15 protein-coding genes are annotated in these 14,418 nt (G+C 66.6%); 8 read left to right on the top strand and 7 right to left on the bottom strand.

Going from position 1 to position 14,418, the window contains the following annotated elements; genetic code table 11:
• The first annotated feature begins 6 nt into the window (after positions 1-6).
• The 3 genes from BM353_RS06800 (at position 7) to BM353_RS06810 (ending at position 1,504) form a co-directional block, all read left to right on the top strand.
• Positions 7-372: a GFA family protein gene (locus BM353_RS06800; RefSeq protein WP_092078283.1), complete on the top strand. Its 366-nt coding sequence runs from the start codon at positions 7-9 to the stop codon at positions 370-372.
• A gap of 188 nt (positions 373-560) precedes the next feature.
• Positions 561-911: a hypothetical protein gene (locus BM353_RS06805; RefSeq protein WP_092078286.1), complete on the top strand. Its 351-nt coding sequence runs from the start codon at positions 561-563 to the stop codon at positions 909-911.
• Positions 908-1,504, top strand: a complete 597-nt coding sequence (locus BM353_RS06810) for a hypothetical protein (RefSeq protein ID WP_092078289.1) — start codon at positions 908-910, stop codon at positions 1,502-1,504. Before BM353_RS06805 ends, BM353_RS06810 begins: the two co-directional genes overlap by 4 nt.
• A gap of 39 nt (positions 1,505-1,543) precedes the next feature.
• Here the strand turns inward: BM353_RS06810 and BM353_RS06815 are convergent, their stop codons facing one another.
• The 5 genes from BM353_RS06815 to BM353_RS06835 all read right to left on the bottom strand — a co-directional run bounded on the left by BM353_RS06815 (position 1,544) and on the right by BM353_RS06835 (position 6,684).
• On the bottom strand, positions 1,544-2,353 hold the full coding sequence (locus BM353_RS06815) for a DeoR/GlpR family DNA-binding transcription regulator (RefSeq protein WP_218155468.1): 810 nt from the start codon (positions 2,351-2,353) through the stop codon (positions 1,544-1,546).
• A 65-nt stretch (positions 2,354-2,418) separates the two neighbouring features.
• On the bottom strand, positions 2,419-3,474 hold the full coding sequence (locus BM353_RS06820; protein ID WP_092078295.1) for an ABC transporter permease: 1,056 nt from the start codon (positions 3,472-3,474) through the stop codon (positions 2,419-2,421).
• Entirely contained in the window at positions 3,456-5,021 is a 1,566-nt protein-coding gene (locus BM353_RS06825) for a sugar ABC transporter ATP-binding protein (protein WP_092078298.1), read from the bottom strand. Before BM353_RS06825 ends, BM353_RS06820 begins: the two co-directional genes overlap by 19 nt.
• Positions 5,018-5,668: a DUF2291 family protein gene (locus tag BM353_RS06830; protein WP_092078301.1), complete on the bottom strand. Its 651-nt coding sequence runs from the start codon at positions 5,666-5,668 to the stop codon at positions 5,018-5,020. Before BM353_RS06830 ends, BM353_RS06825 begins: the two co-directional genes overlap by 4 nt.
• A gap of 65 nt (positions 5,669-5,733) precedes the next feature.
• A complete protein-coding gene (locus BM353_RS06835; protein WP_092078304.1) occupies positions 5,734-6,684 on the bottom strand; it encodes a D-ribose ABC transporter substrate-binding protein in 951 nt (316 codons plus the stop codon).
• A 284-nt stretch (positions 6,685-6,968) separates the two neighbouring features.
• Between BM353_RS06835 and BM353_RS06840 the strand changes: the two genes are divergently transcribed.
• Genes BM353_RS06840 through BM353_RS06855 form a run of 4 tightly spaced genes read left to right on the top strand, consistent with a single transcriptional unit; the run spans position 6,969 to position 11,680 of the window.
• Positions 6,969-8,435 (top strand): L-fucose/L-arabinose isomerase family protein, encoded by a 1,467-nt coding sequence (locus BM353_RS06840; protein ID WP_092078307.1) that lies wholly within the window; start codon positions 6,969-6,971, stop codon positions 8,433-8,435.
• Positions 8,436-8,443: 8 nt separating this feature from the next.
• A complete protein-coding gene (locus tag BM353_RS06845) occupies positions 8,444-9,262 on the top strand; it encodes a transketolase (protein WP_092078310.1) in 819 nt (272 codons plus the stop codon).
• Positions 9,259-10,224, top strand: coding sequence for a transketolase family protein (locus BM353_RS06850; RefSeq protein ID WP_245759591.1), 966 nt, complete (start codon positions 9,259-9,261; stop codon positions 10,222-10,224). The genes BM353_RS06845 and BM353_RS06850 overlap by 4 nt, the downstream gene beginning before the upstream one ends.
• Before the next feature lies 1 nt (position 10,225).
• The gene (locus tag BM353_RS06855; RefSeq protein WP_092078315.1) at positions 10,226-11,680 is read left to right on the top strand and encodes an FGGY family carbohydrate kinase; all 1,455 of its coding nucleotides are present in this window, start codon (positions 10,226-10,228) and stop codon (positions 11,678-11,680) included.
• 41 nt (positions 11,681-11,721) lie between these two features.
• On the opposite strand, the gene BM353_RS06860 is transcribed toward BM353_RS06855, so the two are convergent.
• Entirely contained in the window at positions 11,722-12,507 is a 786-nt protein-coding gene (locus tag BM353_RS06860; protein WP_092078515.1) for an inositol monophosphatase family protein, read from the bottom strand.
• A 244-nt stretch (positions 12,508-12,751) separates the two neighbouring features.
• Between BM353_RS06860 and BM353_RS06865 the strand changes: the two genes are divergently transcribed.
• Entirely contained in the window at positions 12,752-13,342 is a 591-nt protein-coding gene (locus tag BM353_RS06865; RefSeq protein WP_092078318.1) for an NAD(P)H-dependent oxidoreductase, read from the top strand.
• A gap of 89 nt (positions 13,343-13,431) precedes the next feature.
• On the opposite strand, the gene BM353_RS06870 is transcribed toward BM353_RS06865, so the two are convergent.
• Entirely contained in the window at positions 13,432-14,337 is a 906-nt protein-coding gene (locus tag BM353_RS06870; protein WP_092078321.1) for a LysR family transcriptional regulator, read from the bottom strand.
• Positions 14,338-14,418: the final 81 nt, after the last annotated feature.

Raw genomic sequence — 14,418 nt, forward strand, 5'->3', positions numbered from 1 at the left:
CGCCCCATGACCGAGACCCACAGATTGACCTGCCACTGCGGCGCCGTGGAACTGCGCGTCCGCCTCAGCGATGGGCTCGCAACCGCCCGGCGCTGCGATTGCTCCTTCTGCCGCCGCCGCGGCGCGCCGGCCGTCTCGGTCCCGCTGGACGGGCTGGAGATCGTCAAGGGCGAGAGCAACCTCACGCTCTACACCTGGGGCACCCACACCGCGCAACACCACTTCTGCGCCACCTGCGGCATCTACACCCATCACCGCCGCCGCTCGGACCCCAATGAGTACGGCGTCAACATGGGCGCGCTCGACGGCATCAACCCGGCCGCGCACGACATCCCCTGGTCCGACGGCGTGAACCACCCCTCCGACACCTGAACCGCTGCTTCGGTGGGCCCCCGAGCGCCAATAGACCAATAACCGCGCGCGTCGCAGACGCGCACCTTTCAATACCCCCGCTCACGCCGTTGTTGCTTCTGGAACCCGGGCGCATCTGGTAAAGCCCGAACCCATTGCCGACCGGCAAACGATTGTCTCCGCCCGAAAGAGGCCGCTGGATCAGGACCATGAGCCCCAAAGCCAAACCCTATTCCCTGGGCCGCACCATCGCCGTCGGTCTGGCGATCGCCGCGTCCTTCGCGATCCTGTCGCTGTTTTTCCTCTACCTGCAGGCCAGGGGCAACCTGCAACGCCTCGCCGGTGAGGTGGTCGCGGTCAGTCAGGTCGGCGTGAGCGTGCAAAACGCCCGCGGGGACATCACCGCCGTGACCGTCCCCCTCGACGCCGAGCTTCACGGGATGGCCTCGTTCAGGGAACTGGAGCCGGGCCAGCACGTCATGATCCGCGGCAGGATCCTTGACGATGGCACCTTTGAGGTGGACCGCATGCGGACCCTGACCGAAGGGCCGGTGCGATGACCGCCGAGGGCATCGCGCCCCGGCGCAAGCGCGGCCGGAAGATCACCAGCGCCGCCATGGCCATCGGCGCCTATATCGCGATTTCCATCGCAGTGGCCAGCTTTCCCGCGGAGGATCTCATCGACGCGGTCGGCGCGACCAATGCCTATGTCCTGATGTTCTCGCTCGGCATGATCGGCGGCTTCACCACCTTCACCGGCATCCCCTATCACCTTGTTCTGATGAGCCTCGCCGCGAGCGGGCTCAGCCCCGTGGCCCTCGGCGTCAGCACTGCGATGGGGGTGATGCTCGGCGACAGCACGATGTATCTGGTCGGGAGCAAGGTCAAATCCAGCATGCCGCCGCGGATCGAGGCCACGATCGAGCACCTCGCCGAACGCATGGCGCGGCATCCGAGGCTGGTGCCGCCGGCGCTGGTGACCTATGGCGCTGTCTCTCCCTTTTCCAACGACTTCGTCGTCGCCTCGCTCAGCATGATCGGCTACAGCTATTGGCGCACGATCCTCCCGCTCGCGATGGGAAACACTCTTTACAATATCGCCCTGGCCTACCTCGGGCTCTATGCCTACGACGCGATCGTCGACTGGTTCTGACGCCTCCGAGTTGACCGCCGAGTTAGCCGCCGCGCCCGTCTATTCAGCGATGAGCAGTTCGACCCCCCGGTCCTCGAAGCGCTTGGCATCGGCGTCCGAGATCCCGTCGTCGGTGATGAAGGTCTGGATCAGATCCAGATCGCCAAGCCGGGTGAAGGAGGATTGGTTGATCTTGGTGCTGTCGGCCACGAGATAGACATGCTGCGCGGCCTTGATCATCGCCTGTTTGAGCTGGAGATCGGCAAAGGACGGGTAGGTAAGCCCGGCTTCCACATCGACCCCGGCGGTGGCCAGAAACAACCGGCCCGCGAGGATGTTGCGGAAATACTCCACCGAGGTATCGCCGGTCAGCGACAGTGTCGGCGGTTTGAACTGCCCGCCGGGCATGTGGATCTCGAACCCCGGGACGGAGCCGAGCGTCAGGGCGATGTTGAGCGCATTGGTGATCACCGTGAGATCGCGCCGGTCCTGAAGCCGCGTGGCGATTTCGGTGGTCGTCGTGCCGGCATCGAGGATGATGGTCTCGCGGTTCTGCACCAGCTTGGCCGCCGCCGCGCCAATCTTGCGCTTGCGGTCCATCTCGACACGGTGATGCAGGGACATGGAGGTCACGTCTTCGGGCATGGAGACCAGAAACGCGCCGCCGTGTTCGCGCTTGATCCGCCCGGAGTCTTCGAGCCGCTCCAGATCGGTGCGGATCGTGGCTTCGGTCACGTTGAAGGTCGTGGCCAGATCGCGCACGCGGGCTGACCCCTCTTCCTCGATCCACGCCATGATCCGTTGTCGCCGCGCGGTGGATAGCATGCCCTGCGCGGGTCGAGCCTCGGGCTGACCACTTCCTTTCGCCATGTTGACCTTCACTCCAGATCCGTTTCGGTGGGTCTAGCCTGCGGACAGGGGGCGCGCAACGGGCGCTAATGCGCCTCCTGCGTCAGGGCGATGCGCGCGCTGAGCTTGCGTTGCCATTGATCGATGACCACCGCGGCGATGATCACAAGCCCCTTGATGACCATCTGCCAGAAACTCGACACCCCCATCATGATGAGCCCGTCCGACAGGATCCCGATCACGAAAGCGCCGATGATCGTGCCCCAGATCCGCCCGCGCCCGCCCGCCATCGAGGTCCCGCCCAGCACGGCGGCGGCGATGGCGTTGAGCTCGAAAAACTCCCCGGTCGCCGGGTGGGCGGCGCGCAGTTGCGACGCGATCACGATCCCCACGATCGCCGCCATGAGGCCCGAAAACATGTAGACGAACAGCTTGGTGCGATCGACGTTCACACCCGAAAGCGCCGCGCCCCGCTCGTTGCCGCCCGTGGCATAGATCGCGCGGCCCAGCGGGGTCCGGCGGGAGATGTAGATCGCCACGGCGGTCACCGCGACGAGGATCCAGATCATCATCGGCACGCCCAGAAACGTGCCCGCGCCGATGGCGGGAAAGGAGGCGGAGCCGTAGGTCCCGGACCCGTTGAGGTTGGGAAAGGTCCGCCCGCCCGACATCAGAAGCGCCGCGCCCCGGGCGACGTAGAGCGTGCCCAGCGTCGCGATGAAGGGCGCCACATGGAGCTTGGTGATCAGTATCCCGTTGATCCAGCCCACGAAAACCCCCACCGCGCAGGTGATCAGGACGATCTCCAGCGTGTTGAACTGGATCGACCAGCCGAGCCCGAGGTCTATGCCGTAGAGCACAAGGTATCCCGCGACCATACCGGTCAGCCCGACGGTCGAGCCGACGGAAAGATCGATTCCGCCGGTGATGATGACGAAGGTCATCCCGATGGCGAGGAAGGCGTTGATCGCCACGTGTTTCGAGATCAGGACCGCGTTGTCCACCGACAGGAAATTCGGGGCCATGATGGCGAAGACGGTGAAGACGACGATCAAAGCGACGTAGGTGCGCAGCTCTAGCAGCGTCAGCAGCCAGTTGCGAGAGGGCGCGCCGGGTCGGGCGGTCATGGTTGCATCGGCCATTCGGCATTGTCCTTCTTCGAAACCGGGATCGCACCGGCCTTGGCAGGGTTGGCCGCCGTCACGACATCGGAGGCCGGCGCGCCGTGCGGGAATTCACGCGTCACCCGGCCATCGGCCATCACGAGGATCCGGTCCGAGAGGGCCAGCACCTCCTCGATATCGGAGGTGACGAAAACGATCGCCAGACCCTCGGCGGCCAGTTTGCGGATGGTGCGATAGATCTCGGCCTTGGCGCCGATGTCGATCCCGCGCGAGGGCTCGTCCATCAGCAGGACCTTGGGCTCGGTCATCAGCGCCTTGCCGATCACGACCTTCTGCTGGTTCCCCCCCGAGAGGGAGGAGACAGGGTTTTCCGCCGAGGCGACCTTGATCGTCAGCCGCTTGATGAACTCGCTGGCCTTCGAGGCCTCGATCGCCGGCGAGAGGTCGAACCAGCGCGCCAGCCGCGGGAGCGAGGAAAGCGTCAGGTTCTCGCGGATCGCCATGACCTGCACCAGACCGTCGCGTTTGCGATCCTCCGGCACGATGGCGATCCCGCGCTGGATCCGCTGGCCGACGGTGCAGCCGTCAAGCGGGCGGCCGTCGACTTCGATGGTGCCCCGGGCCGTCGGGTGCTGGCCCATGACGCATTCGAGGAACTCCGACCGCCCCGCCCCCATGAGGCCGTAGACCCCGAGCACCTCACCGGCGCGCACGGACATGGAGACGTGATCGACCGTCCAGCCGCCGCCCGCCCGCGCGAGCGAGACATCGCGCGCCTCGAACATCGTGGGGCCGTAATCATGGGTGATCTCCGAGGCGAAATCCTTGGATTTGTCGCCGATCATCGCGCGGACGATCCACGGGATATCGACCCCCTCCATCGAGCGCGCGCCGGTGATCTCGCCATCCCGGAGCACGGTGATGTAATCGCCGATCCGGATCAATTCCTCCAGCCTGTGCGAAATATAGACGATCCCCACGCCCTGGGCCTTGAGGTCTTCGATGATGCGAAACAGCACGTTGACCTCCTGCGCCGAGAGCGCGGACGTCGGCTCATCGAGGATGAGGATGTTGGTATCCTGCGCCAGCGCCTTCGCGATCTCGACGATCTGCTGCTGACCGATGCGCAAATGCCCGAGGGTCGTTTCGGGCGCGATCTTCTGCTCGAGGCGCGCCATCAGCGCGCGGGTGCGCTCCAGTACTTCGTTGTCCTTCACGTCCACGCCAAACCGTGTCGGCTCGCGCCCCATGAAGACATTCTCGGCCACGGTCATCTCGGGAAAGAGGTTCAATTCCTGAAACACGATCCCGACCCCGGCAGTGACCGCGTCGTCCTTGGAGCGGAACTGTTTTTCCTCTCCACCGACCAGAATCCTGCCCTCGGTCAGATCCTCGACCCCGGCGATGACCTTCATCAAGGTCGACTTTCCGGCCCCGTTCTCGCCGACGAGCACGTTGACGGCGCCCATCCGGATATCGAAATCGACGCCCTTGAGCGCCCGGGTGCCGGGATAGACCTTCACCGCATTGCGCACCTGAAGGCCGATGGGATGATCCGCGCTCATTCGACGACCTCGAAGTCGATCGGCGTCACCACGAGATCGCCATCGGCGGCCTTGAGCGGCACCACCCCGGTGAAGCGGACCGTCGCGCCCACGGGCACGTCTTCGACCGCGACGAGCGCGGGCTTGATCCGGTCGTTGATGGCGCGGGCCAGCTTGGCGAATTCGATCTGGTCGCGGAAATCATCGAAGTTGTAGAACGGCGCGGCATCGCGCAGGGCGGTGCCCCGGATCACCGGGCCGAGCTGCAGGCGCAGATCGCTCTCCCCGTCGCCATCGACGTCGACATCGGCCGTCCGGGCCGAGCTGTCGAGCCGGTTGGCCACCACGCGCCCCTCATCGCGCAGAGCGAAATTCCACGCCGCCCCCTGCCCCGCGCCGCGGTTGGCATGGGCCTCGCCGGCGCTGTCGAGCCCGGCCGACAGGGCGGTGCGCAAACCTTCGAGGTCAAGCGCGCGCTGCGCGACGAGCGGCAGGAGCTCGGCCTCGAAACTCTCTTCGAGCCGCGCGGTATTGCGCGCATCGTCCCCGTCCGGTCCGGCCGGGATCTCCGCCGGGGCGTTCTCGTCCTCGAACACGATCTGACAGCCGCTCAGGGCCGCGACGCCGCAGAGCACAAGCGCAAGCGCAAGCGCAAGAAATCGGATCATCTGGCACTCCCCAAACCAGCCGAATGGGAGGGGCGCTGCGCGCACCCCTCCGAAGGGTCGGGCCATCAGGAGAGCTGGAAGTTATCCAGATCGCCGGCGTTCTCTTCGGTGATCAGAACGCAATCCATGAGCTGCTTCTCGTCGAGCCCGGTAGAGCCGTCGGAGAGGTAGGTGTGGGCCTGCTCGACCGCGAGCTGGGCCTGCTCGTAGGCGGGCTGAAGCACCGTCGCTTTGATGCCGCCGCCAAGGATGGAATCGCGCACATCGTTCGAGCCGTCGAAGCCGGTGACGATCACATCGCCGCGCCCGGCGGCTTCCAGCGCGGCATAGGCGCCCATGGCCATCGTGTCGTTGCCGCAGATGACGCCTTTGATCCCCGGATTGGCCTGAAGAATGGATTCCATCACGCCAAAGGCCTCGGTCTGCGACCAGTTGGCGGTCTGCTGCGCGACCATCTCCATATCGGTGAACTGGTCGATCACATCGTGATAACCTTGGCTGCGGATCCCGGCGTTGGTGTCGGATTCCTTGCCCAGAAGCTCCGCGTATTGGCCCGCCTCGCCCATCTGGACGAAGAATTCCTCGGCCCCGAGCTGCGCGCCCTGATAGTTGTTCGACACGATCTGCGAGACGGCGACGCCGGTCGCGGTGATCTCGCGGTCAATGAGGAAGGACGGGATGCCCGCATCCTTGGCGCGCTGCACCGCGGCCACCGAGGCATCGGCCCCGGCATTGTCGAGAATGATCGCCACCACGCCTTGCGCGATGACGGTATCGAATTGTTGCGATTGCTTGTTCGGATCGTCGTCATGGACCAGCACGACGGTGTCGTAGCCAAGCTCCTGCGCCTTGGCGACGGCGCCATCGGCCTCGGCCTTGAAGAACGGGTTGTCATGGCTCGGGGTGATGACGGCGATGGTTCCGGACCCCTGTGCGAGGGCAAGCCGCCCCCCGGCTGCTGCGACCGTCAGACCGGCGGCAGACGCTGTCAGAAAGCTGCGACGCTTGATGCGCATCTTGAATCTCCTCCCAATGTTCAAGCGCCTCCCCGACGCTTGGTAAACCGGAGATGAGCAGATCAGAGGCCAATCTGTCAACGAAATTGTTTTCGTTTGTTTGCGTTTTCACAACAAAACCCAAGGCATGACCCCTGGATCCCGCCGCGTCTCGCTATGTATATAGTCGGTTTTTCGATTATCGCACATTTCGATTGCGTTTCAGGTTTCATCTTGTCTCAAACGAAAATAAACGATAATCCAGATGGCAGTGGACCGCGAGGTTGAGTCTGGCGAGAGGACCGATGAACAGAAACTTCGAACGCCCCGTGGCTCTTGGCCTGGCAATCGCCAGCCGTGCTTTCTTCAGCCCCGCGCCCTGCGCCCAGGCCCGCGAGGATGTGGCGGCTCAGATGGCCGCGCTCGGCCTCACGCTTGTGACCCTGCCCTTCGAGGCGACGGCGAACGGCGCGGTGCAATCCATCGACGACGCGCGGCTCTACGCCGACCACTTCAAGGCGCATCGCGAGACGCTCGACGGGATCGTGATCGCCTGCCCGAACTTCGGCGACGAGATCGCGATCGCCGAGCTGATTGACCGGGCCGATCTGGACATTCCGATCCTTCTGGCCGCCTGCAACGATGAGCTCGACGCGGTCGATGTGCACTCCCGCCGCGATGCCTTTTGCGGCAAGATCTCCATCGCCAACAACTTCTGGCAATATGGCGTGCCCTTCACCGAAACGACCGACCACACGATGGACCTCGACTCCGAGGCGTTCGGGCGCGATCTGGATCGGTTCGCCCGCACATGCCGCACGGTTCGGGGACTGAGAGGCGCGCGGATCGGCGCGATCGGCGCGCGCACCGGCCCGTTCCAGACCATGCGCTACTCCGAAAAGCTGCTGCAATCGGCGGGGATCACGGTGCAGACGGTGGATCTGTCGGAGATGATGCAGGCGGCGGGCGCGATCCAGGACGACGCGCCGGAGCTTGTCGCCGTCATGGAGCGGATCAGGGCCTACGGCACGATCCCGGCCCATATCACGACGGACCAGATCGCGACGCAAGCCAAGTGGACGCTCGCGGTCAACCGGTGGATCGCCGAAAACGAATGCGACGCCTCGGCGATCCAGTGCTGGCGGTCCCTTCAGGACAATTTCGGCTGCGCCACCTGCGTGACCATGTCGATGATGGGCGAGGATCTGAGCCCCTCGGCCTGCGAGGTGGATGTGATGGGCGCGGTGTCGATGTTCGCGCTGTCGCTGGCCTCGGCCGCCCCCGCCGCGATCCTCGATTGGAACAACAACTATGGGCGCGAGGTCGACAAATGCGTCTGCACCCATTGCGGCAACTTCCCGGCCTCCTTCATCGGCGACACCCCCGTCGTCGGGGAGCTCGACGTGTTGGGCGAGGTCATCGGCCGGTCAAAGTGCTTCGGCGCGGTGAAGGGCAAGGTCCGCGCGGGGGAGATGACCTATTTCCGCCTGTCCTCCGACGACCGGGCCGGCACGCTGAAATCCTATCTCGGGCAAGGCGCCTTCACCGATGATCCCTTCGGGATGGATGGCGGCATCGCGGTGACCGAGGTCGACCGGCTGCGCGATCTGATGCGCTTCGTGACGCAAAACGGCTTCGAGCATCACGTCGCGATGGTGCGCGGCCACCATGCCGAGGCCCTGCACGAAGCGGTGACGCGCTATCTGCGCATCCCAACCTACCATCACGGTGGCGAGGTCGCGCCCGTCCCGACCCTCCCCCGAAACGCTTGAGGTCCGCCATGAAAGACGACATCGCAACTGCCGAGCAGATCGCCGAGCGCGCCAGATGGATGCGCCGCCGCGCGATGCAGATGGTGCACGGCAAGGGGCTGGGGCATATCGGGGGGGATCTCTCGGCCGCCGACATTCTCGCCACGCTCTATTTCGGGGTGCTGAACTTTGATCCCGCACGCCCCGACTGGCCCGAGCGCGACCGGTTCGTCATGTCCAAGGGCCATGCGACCGGCGTGCTTTATACCGCGCTCTGTGCGGCGGGGTATTTCGAGGACGAGCTGCTGGAAAGCTACATGGCGCCCGGCTCGCGGCTCAACGGGCACCCCAACCGCAACTATCTCCCCGGCGTCGAGGCGAACACCGGGCCGCTGGGCCATGGCTTTCCGATCGCGGTGGGCATCGCGCTGGCCGCGAAACTGGACGGCTCGGACCGGCGGACGTTCGTCCTGACCGGCGATGGCGAGCAGCAAGAGGGCTCCAACTGGGAGGCCGCCATGGTCGCGGCGCACAATGGTCTGTCGAACCTCACGCTCATCGTCGACCGCAACCATCTCCAGCAGGGCGCGCCCACGGCGGAGACGACCGCGCTGGATCCGCTGGACGCGAAATACGCCGCCTTCGGCTGGGAGGTCCACGAAGTCGACGGCCACGACCCCGCCGCGCTGCTGGCGCGCCTCGGGGCGCCGGGAACCGACCGGCCGCGCGCGATCATCGCCCAGACGGTCAAGGGCAAGGGCGTATCGTTCATGGAAAATCTGGCCAAATGGCACCACGGCGTGCCCTCGGACGAGGAATTCGCCATTGCAATGAAGGAGTTGGCATGATGGACGGCGCAAGCCCCAGCAGCACATTCGATTGCCGCAAAGCCTGGGCGGCAACGCTCGAAGAGCTCGCCGCCTCCGATCCGCGCATCGTCGCCGTGGTCAACGATTCCGTCGGCTCCTCGAATTTGGCCGGCTTCCAGAAAGCCTTCCCCGAGCGGCTGGTCAATGTCGGCATCGCCGAGCAGGTGATGGTCGGCGTCGGGGCGGGGCTGGCCAATGGCGGCAAGGTGCCCTTCGTCTCCGCCGCCTCCTGCTTCCTCACGGGCCGCGCGCTGGAACAGGTGAAGGCGGATGTGGTCTATTCCGGCTACAACGTGAAACTCGTGGGCCAATCCTCCGGCGTCGCCTATGGCGAGCTCGGCGCGACCCACCACTCGATCGAGGATTTCGCCTGGCTCCGGGCCTTGCAGCCGCTGACGGTCATCGTCCCGGCCGACCCATGGGAGACGGAAGCGGCGGTTCGCTGGGCGGCCAGCCATGACGGCCCGGTCTATCTGCGCCTGTCGCGGATGCAGGTGCCGGACCTCGGCCCCGACGCCAACGGCGCGCGGAGCTTCGAGCCCGGCAAGGCCCGGGTGATGCGCGAGGGCGCGGACGCCACGATCATCGCCTGCGGCACGACCGTGCATCTCGCGCTCGAAGCGGCCGACAGTCTTGCCGGTGAGGGCCATGACGTCCGGGTCCTCTCGATGCACAGCCTCTCGCCCCTCGATGAGACCGCCGTTCTGGCCGCCGCCGCAACGGGCGCCATCGTCACCGCCGAAGAGGCGCTCGTCTCGGGCGGGCTCGGCGGCGCGGTCGCCGAACTTTGCGCAGCACACGCCCCGGTGCCGCTGGAGCGGGTGGGCTTCACCGGCTTTCAGAAGACGGGCGATGTGGCGACGCTGTTTGCGGACGCAGGTTTGAGCGGGCAAGGGATCGCCGCTGCGACGCGGCGCGCGCTCTCCCGCAAGGCGGGCTGACATGCGGATCCTCGCCCTCGATCAGGGCACGACAAACACCAAGGCGCTGGTGGTGGACGGGGCCGGCAAGATCCTCGCCACGGCCTCGGCACCCTGCGCGACCCGCTATCCCAAGCCCGGATGGGCCGAGCAATCGGCCGAAGACATCTGGGCGACTACCAGCCACGTCATCGCGCAGGTCGCGCCGCACGGGCCTTTCGACGCCATCGCGATTGCCAATCAGCGCGAAACCCTTGTCACCTGGGACGCGGAAACCGGCGCGCCGACCGGCCCCGCGCCGCTCTGGCAATGCCGCCGCAGCACCGAGATCTGCGCCGCCCTCGCCGCCAAGGGGCACGGGGGCCGCGTCGAGGAGCTGACGGGCCTTGCGCTCAACCCGCTGTTCCCCGCGTCCAAGCTCGCCTGGGTGCTGGCGCATCATCCGGGGGCGCAGGCGCTTGCGGCAACGGGGCGCCTGCGCGCCGGGACCGTCGACAGCTGGCTGTTGTGGAACCTGACCGGCGGCGCGGCGTTTGCGACCGATCACTCCAACGCCTCCCGCACGACCCTGTTCGACACGGGCACACTTGAATGGAGCGCCGAGCTTGCCGAGATCTTCGGCGTGCCGCTTTCCGTCTTGCCGGAAGCTCTGGCCTCGGACGCCCGGTTCGGCGTCACCGCGGCGGGCAGAACCGCCCTGCCCGCTGGCATTCCCATCCTCGCGATCATGGGCGACAGCCACGCGGCGCTCTATGGCCACGGTCTGCGCGAGGGCGGGACCCTCAAGGTGACCTACGGCACCGGATCGTCGATGATGATGCCCGTTTCGGCGCGCGCCAAGGCGCCGCGCGGTTTGTCCGCCTCCATCGCCTGGACGGAAAACGGCACCACCCGGCACGCCATCGAAGCCAACATCACCGTCTCGGGGCAGGCCGCCGCCTTTGCGGCCAGGATGATGGGCCTTGAGGATGCGGCCGCCCTCGCGGACCTGGCGGCGGGTGTGGAGACGGCCGATGGTGTGGTCTTCGTGCCCGCGCTCGCGGGGCTTGGCGCGCCCTATTGGGACGATGAGGCGCGCGGCGTGATCTCCGGCCTCTCGCTCGGGACGACGCCCGCGCATCTCGCCCGCGCGACCTTCGAGGCCATCGCGCATCAGGTCGCAGATGTGGTCGACGCGCTGACGCGTGAGCTTGGAACGCCCGTCGCGGAGATACGCGCGGACGGCGGCGCCTCCAGCAACGCGTGGCTGATGCAGCTTCAGGCCGATATTCTTGGATGCCCGGTGGGCGTCAGCCCGATCGCCGAGGTCGGCGCTCTGGGCGTTGCGGCGATGGCCGCGCGCGCCTTGGGCGAAGAGGTCAGCTGGACCGGCGGCCCGGTTGCCCGCCATGCGCCCCGCCTGCCCGAGGCGGATCGCTCAGAGCAGCGCCAAAGCTGGGCCCGCGCCGTGGAGCAGGCGCGGCGCAAAGGCCCGTAACCCGGACCGTCAGGCGCTCGGACAAGGAAAGCCGGCTCGGCTCAGCCGCGGATGATCTTGGCGAATCCGTCAAACAGCGGCTCGTTGGCGCAGATGACCGCGCCGTCCTCGACGATGCTCCGGCCCTCGCGGATCGGCTGGACGAGCCCCCCCGCTTCGCGCACAAGGATCAGCCCCGCCGCCACGTCCCAGGGTTTCAGCCCGCGCTCCCAGTAACCGTCGAAACGGCCCGCCGCCACATAGGCCAGATCGAGCGACGCGGCCCCCCAGCGGCGCACCCCGGAACAGACCGGCATCAGCCGCGCGAGCTCCTGCAGCGTCGCCGGCAACGTCGCCGCCCCGGCAAAGGGCACGCCCGTGGCGAAAAGCCCCTCGATCATCGAGCGCCGCCCGGAGGCCCGCAGGCGCTTTTCGTTCATCCAGGCGCCCGCGCCCTTCTCGGCCCAGTAGAGCTCATCCTTGGCCGCGTCGAAGATCACGCCGGCGACGATCTGGCCCTTGTGCTCCAGCGCGATGGAAATCGCCCAATGCGGCAGCCCGTGGAGAAAGTTGGTCGTCCCGTCGAGCGGATCCACGATCCAGCGCCGGGTCGGATCCTCGCCCGCCTCCTCGCCGCCCTCTTCGGCCAGCCAGCCATAAGTCGGACGCGCGCCGCGCAACTCTTCCTTGAGGATCTTCTCGGCAGTCAGGTCGGCGCGGCTGACGAAATCGCCCGCGCCTTTCATCGAGACCTGCAGGTTCTCCACTTCGCGGAAATCCTTGGCCAGCGCTCGCCCCGCCTTGCGCGCGGCCTTGATCATGATGTTGATATTGGCGCTGCCGTGCATGTCTCGCTCCATCTCCCGGTCGGGTTCAGAACGGGCCGCGCGCGTGATGCGGCCCGTGGATCAAGGCGCGCGTATACGCTGGCCCGCGCCCCTTGCCAAGCCCGCTTCGAAACCGCGGCGCGCGCGCTCTGCCCCCGCCGCCTTCCCCGGCGCCCAACCCGCCGCCCACCCCGGCGCGCGGCGAGGCCGGGAACCGATCGCGCGGGTGAGGCGTTCCCCCCTCGACCGATGCAGAGGAAACCCCATGACCCCGCCGAAAATTCTCGTCGCCTTCTACTCCACCTACGGCACCAACCACGCCATGGCCGAGGCCGCCGCCGAAGCCGCGCGCGAGGCCGGCGCCGATGTCCGCCTGCGCCGTTTTGCCGAAACCGCGCCCAAGGAGGTGGTTGAGAGCCAGGAGGCCTGGGCCGCGCAGCTTGAGAAAATGAAAGACATCCCCGAGGTCAGCCATGACGACATCAGCTGGGCCGACGGGTTCTTTTGGTCCGTGCCGACCCGGTTCGGCGCCGTGCCGAGCCAGGTGCGCGCCTTTGTCGACACGCTCGGCGGGCTCTGGCAATCGGGCGAGCTTGCCAAACCCTTCACCGCCACGACCAGCGCGGGCAACCCCCACGGCGGGCAGGAAACCACCCTGCTTCAGCTCTACGGCACGGCCATCCATTTCGGCGCGATCATCGTGACGCCCGGCTACACCGACGAGAGCATCGCCGCCGCGGGCGGCAACCCCTACGGCTATTCCGCGCTTGCGGGCAAGTTTGACGAGGCCGGACGCAACACCATCTCCTACCAGGCGCGCCGACTTGTCGAGGTGACCGGGAAACTCCTCCCCTGACCGGTCACCCCACGAGGCCCGCGCCGTGCTGTCCCCCGCCTTTTGTCCGAAGGTGCGCGCGGTGCGGGCCGAACCTTACCACGCTTGGCTCAGGCCGCCTGTAGCCGCCGGGCCTCCTCGCCCGCCAGCCGCACCAGATCGCGCATGTAGGGTTTGCCCTCGTCCTCGGTCCGGATCGCGGCATAGAGCCGGCGCGTGATCCCCGCCGCCGTGAGCGGCCGCGTCACATAGTCGGAAGAATATTTCACCTCGCGCACCACCCAGTCCGGAAGCACCGCGACCCCGCGGTTGGACGCCACCAGAAGCAGGATCACCGCCGTAAGCTCGGCCTGCCGCACCGCCGCGGGCTCGACCTTGGCGGGCATCAGAAGCTGGCTGAAGACATCCAGCCGCGTGCGCTCCACCGGGTAGGTGATGAGGGTCTGGCCGCGAAAATCCTCCGCCTCGACGAAGGGTTTCCCGGCCAGCGGATGCGCCTTGGCGGCGACGAAAACCGGAGCGTAATCAAACAGATGATGGAACCCCACACCGGAAAGATCCTCCGGATCGGACGAGACCACCAGATCGACCTCCTCCTTTTGCAGCGCCGGCATCGCGTCAAAGGCAAGGCCGGGGCGGATGTCCACATCCACATCCGGCCAGAGCTTGCGAAACGCCTCCAGAACCGGAAAGAGCCATTCGAAACAGGCATGGCATTCGATCGCGATATGCAGCCGCCCCGAGCGCCCGTCGCGCAGACCCGAGAACTCCGCCTGCAGCGCCTCGACCTCCGGCAGGATCTTCTCCGCCGCGCGCAACAGCCGCAGCCCCGCCGCCGAGAGCCGCAAGGGCTTGGAGCGACGCACGAAAAGCTCCACGCCCGCCTGGGCCTCAAGCCCCTTCACCTGATGGCTGAGCGCGCTTTGGGTGATGTTGAGCTGATCGGCCGCGCGGGCCAGCCCGCCCGCCTCATGGATGGCCTTGATCGTGCGCAGATGGCGGAATTCGATGTGCATTCGGAAGCTGGCTCATGTTGATCTTGAATAATATGAATTTGTTTCACAAACCGACCTGTGTCACAAGAGCCCCGACAACCC

The organism is Poseidonocella sedimentorum (genome assembly GCF_900116005.1).
GTDB lineage: Bacteria > Pseudomonadota > Alphaproteobacteria > Rhodobacterales > Rhodobacteraceae > Poseidonocella > Poseidonocella sedimentorum.

Coding starts and splice junctions, on each gene's coding strand:
- BM353_RS06800 (WP_092078283.1), top strand. CDS start 7: ATGACCGAGACCCACAGATTGACCTGCCACTGCGGCGCCGTGGAACTG.
- BM353_RS06805 (WP_092078286.1), top strand. CDS start 561: ATGAGCCCCAAAGCCAAACCCTATTCCCTGGGCCGCACCATCGCCGTC.
- BM353_RS06810 (WP_092078289.1), top strand. CDS start 908: ATGACCGCCGAGGGCATCGCGCCCCGGCGCAAGCGCGGCCGGAAGATC.
- BM353_RS06815 (WP_218155468.1), bottom strand. CDS start 2,353: ATGGCGAAAGGAAGTGGTCAGCCCGAGGCTCGACCCGCGCAGGGCATG.
- BM353_RS06820 (WP_092078295.1), bottom strand. CDS start 3,474: ATGGCCGATGCAACCATGACCGCCCGACCCGGCGCGCCCTCTCGCAAC.
- BM353_RS06825 (WP_092078298.1), bottom strand. CDS start 5,021: ATGAGCGCGGATCATCCCATCGGCCTTCAGGTGCGCAATGCGGTGAAG.
- BM353_RS06830 (WP_092078301.1), bottom strand. CDS start 5,668: ATGATCCGATTTCTTGCGCTTGCGCTTGCGCTTGTGCTCTGCGGCGTC.
- BM353_RS06835 (WP_092078304.1), bottom strand. CDS start 6,684: ATGCGCATCAAGCGTCGCAGCTTTCTGACAGCGTCTGCCGCCGGTCTG.
- BM353_RS06840 (WP_092078307.1), top strand. CDS start 6,969: ATGAACAGAAACTTCGAACGCCCCGTGGCTCTTGGCCTGGCAATCGCC.
- BM353_RS06845 (WP_092078310.1), top strand. CDS start 8,444: ATGAAAGACGACATCGCAACTGCCGAGCAGATCGCCGAGCGCGCCAGA.
- BM353_RS06850 (WP_245759591.1), top strand. CDS start 9,259: ATGATGGACGGCGCAAGCCCCAGCAGCACATTCGATTGCCGCAAAGCC.
- BM353_RS06855 (WP_092078315.1), top strand. CDS start 10,226: ATGCGGATCCTCGCCCTCGATCAGGGCACGACAAACACCAAGGCGCTG.
- BM353_RS06860 (WP_092078515.1), bottom strand. CDS start 12,507: ATGCACGGCAGCGCCAATATCAACATCATGATCAAGGCCGCGCGCAAG.
- BM353_RS06865 (WP_092078318.1), top strand. CDS start 12,752: ATGACCCCGCCGAAAATTCTCGTCGCCTTCTACTCCACCTACGGCACC.
- BM353_RS06870 (WP_092078321.1), bottom strand. CDS start 14,337: ATGCACATCGAATTCCGCCATCTGCGCACGATCAAGGCCATCCATGAG.